The organism is Sphingobium sp., assembly GCF_035511395.1.
Classification (GTDB): Bacteria; Pseudomonadota; Alphaproteobacteria; order Sphingomonadales; family Sphingomonadaceae; genus Sphingobium.
In genome coordinates this window covers 1-4,512 of the sequence record NZ_DATKFP010000375.1, presented here as the reverse complement: position 1 = coordinate 4,512, position 4,512 = coordinate 1, and the positions used below count along the sequence as shown (strand labels likewise).

Sequence of the window (4,512 nt, the reverse complement as noted above, 5' to 3'; positions counted from 1 at the left end):
GACACACTCTTCATTCCGACCGGCACGATCGATCTCTCGACGGCAAGAAAACTGGGCATCCAGACTGAGAGCCAGATTTACGGTGGCGTCGTGCCGTTTCCGTTTGTCGGGAGCAAGGTCATCACGCATCCGGCCTTCGAGGACGACCCTGCAATTCCCGCCGGATGGCGCCCTGAGCTGGGATTGGCTCTTGCTCCTCACGTTCTTTCGGGCTGGTCGGCCTTCACTCTCGATGCGGTCCGCGCCGCCGCTCTTGATATGCTCGGGCGCACAGCGATCCGCCTGAAGGAGGTCGAGGCCACCGCGGGACTAGGCCAGTTCGTCGCAACGTCGGCTGAGGAACTGGACGAAGCGATGGCCCAACTCGACGAGGCTGCCATCTCCAGCCATGGCGTGGTGATCGAGGAGAATCTCGATGATGTCATCACCTATAGCGTCGGTACGACACGGCTGTTTGGCGAGGCGATTTCCTATTGGGGTACGCAGCGGCTCACCACCAACAATAGTGGCGCGACTGTCTACGGCGGCTCCACCCTTCATGTCGTGAGGGGCGGTCTGGAGCAGCTTGCGAGCCTGGGCCTGGCTGACGAACTGCAGCAAGGGATCGACAAGGCGATCGCCTATGACGTCATAGTCTCACGATTTTATCCGGATTTGCTGGCGTCTCGCCGCAATTACGATGTCGCCGCCGGCGTCAATTCCTACGGCGAACGCCGCATCGGCGTGCTCGAGCAGAGTTGGCGTGCCGGCGGCGCGAGCGGCGCGGAGATCGCGGCGTTCGAAGCCCTGGCGCGTGATCCCGGCCGATCGGCTGTGACATGCCTGACGATGGAGATTTATGGCGAGGTCGATTCTGCTCCGGACGGCAGCATTATCTATTACAGCGGTGTCGATCCCGTGGCAGGACCGATGACAAAATATGCGATGGAGCTGGAATGACAGGAAATCAGCTATCCTTTGACGTCGAGGGCGAGAGCCTGGAAGCAACCTTGTTGTCGCCCGACAAGCTGGTCCCTGGCATCCTGTTCATCCACGGATGGGGCGGCTCGCGCGAACAGGATATGGTGAGAGCCGAAGAGATCGCCCAATTGGGCTGCATCTGCTTCACGTTCGATCTGCGAGGCCATGCCAAACATGCCGAAGAGCGCCATGTCGTGACCCGGTCGCACGGTCTTGCCGATGTGACGGCGGCCTATGATTATCTCGTCCGGCAGGACCAGGTCGATCCGTCGGCGATTGCGGTCGTTGGCACCAGCTATGGTGGCTATCTTGCGGCATTGCTGACTGCGGCTCGCCCGGTCAACTGGTTGGCGCTTCGCGTTCCTGCGCTCTATCCTGACGAACATTGGGATGTGCCCAAGGCGAAGCTCGACCGCGATCTCATCAATGCCTATCGGGCGCGCTTTCGAACGGGCCGGGAAGACAAGGCTCTGGCCGCTTGCGAGCGCTTTGCCGGCGATGTCCTGATCGTTGAATCGGAACATGACGATTATGTGCCGCACGCGACTATCAGCTCCTATATGTCGGCGTTCCACAACAGCAATTCGCTGAGCTATCGTATCCTAAAAGGCGCTGATCATTCGCTGCGGGATGAAGGCGGCCGACGGGCCTACAACCAGTTGCTGCTCACCTGGATAGAGGAGATGGTCCGGGGCGGCCGCCGCCCGTCACAACCCGACGCCCAGGCAGTGGAAAGTTTGCCATCGCAGGCGAGGAAACTCGCGCAAGGCTGATCCTGTCCAAGCGGATGCGCTATTGTAGCGACGCTTCCCTGTGAGGGGGTCCGTTGTTCCTGCTCGTGCGTTGATGCCACAGCAATAGGAGTAGACCGCCATGTCCATGTCGCTTGAAGACCTGTCGCACAAGATGAAGGAGATCGATTTCGCGATGCTGGCCACCCATACGGGCGGCGGCGCGATCGGATCGCGTCCGATGAGCAATAATCGCGAGGTCGATTATGACGGTAGCGCCTGGTTTTTCACGGAAGAGACCACGCTCATTGTGTCGGATATCAAGGCCGATCCCGCAGTAAATCTAAGCTATCAGGGTAAATCGGGCTTGTTGGGACAACGCCCCTTCTTTCTGGCGGTGGAAGGGACAGCCATGCTCATCCGCGACAAGGACCAGTTTGAAGCGCATTGGACGAAAGGTCTGGAACGGTGGTGGCCGCAGGGCCCGCTAACGCCCGGCCTCGTCCTCATCCAGGTGATTGGCGAGCGCGCGCATTATTGGGATGGCGAAGAGGAAGGCGAGCTATTGCTGGAGGGCGCTCACTGATGGCATCGGATGAGAAGCCCTCGCCGCGCCGGCTCGGAAAGGCCGGCGCATTCATTTGCGGCGTCATCATCGCCCTGTTCATCATCATATTCGTCGCGAGAAATGTCTGGCATGGCGAGGAACTGGAGCAGGATCAGGTCACCGGCAACAACGTCGCGACCGAGCATACCGGCCCATCCTATAACCAGCAGCCTTGAACCGCACAGCTTTCAAAGGAGCTGGAAGCTGGCCATGTTCGCTGGAGCCTAGCCTCTGCCAGCCCGCAGCGACATGAGAGCCTGAATGATCGCAAGATGGGTCAGTCCTTGCGGCATGTTGCCCAGATATTGGCCTGACACAGGATCGATCATTTCAGGATATACGCCAGCTGTGGGCGCCAGCCCCTCAATCGCTTCGGTAAATGCCCTGGACGCCGCTCCAGGCTGATCAAGCAGAATTTTGGCCTCGATCATCCAGAAGGTGCAGGCGAGGAAGCAGCCTTCTTCCTTGTCGGCTCCGGAATAACGATAATGATAGGCTCCACAGCCGAGTTCTCGATCGATCGCCTCGACCGTTCGACGCAGGCGATCCCGTCCATCGAACCCAAAGCGCACAGCAAGGGCGAGGGACGCATCGAGGCGATCCGAGCCCGGATAGAAACTATAGGCGCCGAGGCTCTCGGACCAGCAATGCTCCGTTATCCAGGCCTCGATCCTGTCTCGTTCGCGTGACCAGCGATCGCGACAGGTCGTCGGCAATTGCCCTGCGTCGGCCAGTTCGACGGCGCGGGCCAGGGCCTGCCAGCAACTGATTTTCGACATGGTATAATGCTGCTCCTGCGCAAGCTCCCAGATGCCGCTATCCTTCTGGCGCCAGATGTCCGCGCACTGATCGGCAAGATGGGCCAATATCTCTGCGCTCCGCGCGTCCAGGATATTGCCATGGTTTACGAAGCATGACGCGGTCTCGAAGATATCGCCATAAATTCCATGCTGCCGCTGATCCGTGGCGCGGTTTCCAGCGACAACCGGCTCTGAACGGCGATAGCCAGGCAGGTCGACTGTCCGGACGTCTGAAGCTGCGCCGCCCCAGATCGAATAGCAGACGCGCGGCCCCACTTCCTCGATTTGCTTGAGCAACCAGGTCAGAGCAGCCTTCGCCTCTGCCTGAGCACCAACGCGCAGGAAGGCGTTGATGGTATAGCCGGCGTCGCGGACCCAGGCGAAGCGATAGTCATAATTTTTCGCCCCGCCAATCCGTTCAGGAAGAGAGGTGGTCGCCGCCGCTGCGATCGCTCCACTGGGCGAAAAGAGCAGGAGCTTGAGGGCCAGGGCACTTCTGACCAATGCCTCCCGATATGGTCCGTCACATTGGACCGTCTTCGCCCAAGTGCGCCATTCGTCATCCGAGCCGTCGATCCGGGCGTCTATTTCGTCAAGCGAAGGCGCCACCAGCGGCTCGTCTTCGCCCGCCACGATCGCGAGCAGTTCCGTCTGACCCGCCTCGATCGTCAAACTTGCGGTCGCCCCACTATCGCCAAGATGCTCGATGATCACGCCCGATCCCCGCAGAAAGAGACCCAGCACGCCGCCGACATGGAAGACATCATGGCCTCCGACATTCTGCATATAGGGGGAAGCGGTCCCGGCCCGGTGACCGAGCCTCAAAGCGATATCGAAATGTACCGAGCCTTCCAGCCCCTCGATACGCCGCGCCAGTTCGCACCAGGGCAAGCGTCCCGCAGAACCGCTGTTAAGCGTTTCGACCATTCGCGCCTTACCATTAACGGTCGTGAATATGGTCTCGAGGACATTACTCTCGGGACGATAAGCCCGCTCGACCTCGAAATCCTCGTTAGGCTTGATGGCGAAATAGCCGCCCTCCTGCGGATCAAGCAACCTATCGAACAGGGGCGGAGAATCGAGATTGGGGACACACCACCAGTCGAGCGACCCATCGCTACCGCTCAGGGCCACCGTCCGGCCATCGCCCAGGGCCGCATAATGTTCGAGATGAAGATAGTTTTCCGCGTCGCGCCGGGGGCGAGCGTTGTCGAGCCGGATTATGTTGATAACGACATTCCCTTGAACTGATTTCAGGTGAGAACGCACGAGAGGCGACCTGGATTGCGGCTACCGCCATGACGACGGCGACATCACCATCGTGCACAACATCAACCGCTCGGTGATGCCCGGGCAGCGCATCGGCATCCTGGGCGCCAACGGTCAGGGCAAGTCCACGCTGGTCAAGACGCTG

The 4,512-nt window shown here is 60.1% G+C and carries 6 protein-coding genes; 5 read left to right on the top strand and 1 reads right to left on the bottom strand.

Annotated elements, in window-relative coordinates; genetic code table 11:
• The 4 genes from VMR39_RS25655 to VMR39_RS25640 all read left to right on the top strand — a co-directional run.
• Nucleotides 1-939: DUF3182 family protein (locus VMR39_RS25655; RefSeq protein WP_325420563.1), on the top strand; the 939-nt coding region annotated here is incomplete at its 5' end.
• On the top strand, nt 936-1,733 hold the full coding sequence (locus tag VMR39_RS25650; protein ID WP_325420560.1) for an alpha/beta hydrolase family protein: 798 nt from the start codon (nt 936-938) through the stop codon (nt 1,731-1,733). The genes VMR39_RS25655 and VMR39_RS25650, both read left to right, overlap by 4 nt.
• Before the next feature lie 100 nt (nt 1,734-1,833).
• Nucleotides 1,834-2,277, top strand: coding sequence for a pyridoxamine 5'-phosphate oxidase family protein (locus tag VMR39_RS25645; protein WP_325420558.1), 444 nt, complete (start codon nt 1,834-1,836; stop codon nt 2,275-2,277).
• Nucleotides 2,277-2,474 carry a hypothetical protein gene (locus tag VMR39_RS25640; RefSeq protein WP_325420556.1) on the top strand — a complete coding sequence of 66 codons (198 nt, stop codon included), beginning with the start codon at nt 2,277-2,279 and terminating at the stop codon, nt 2,472-2,474. The genes VMR39_RS25645 and VMR39_RS25640 overlap by 1 nt, the downstream gene beginning before the upstream one ends.
• Before the next feature lie 48 nt (nt 2,475-2,522).
• On the opposite strand, the gene VMR39_RS25635 is transcribed toward VMR39_RS25640, so the two are convergent.
• Nucleotides 2,523-4,367: a glycoside hydrolase family 15 protein gene (locus VMR39_RS25635; RefSeq protein WP_325420554.1), complete on the bottom strand. Its 1,845-nt coding sequence runs from the start codon at nt 4,365-4,367 to the stop codon at nt 2,523-2,525.
• 52 nt (nt 4,368-4,419) lie between these two features.
• Between VMR39_RS25635 and VMR39_RS25630 the strand changes: the two genes are divergently transcribed.
• The coding region (locus VMR39_RS25630; protein ID WP_325420565.1) for an ATP-binding cassette domain-containing protein at nt 4,420-4,512 on the top strand (93 nt) is incomplete at its 3' end.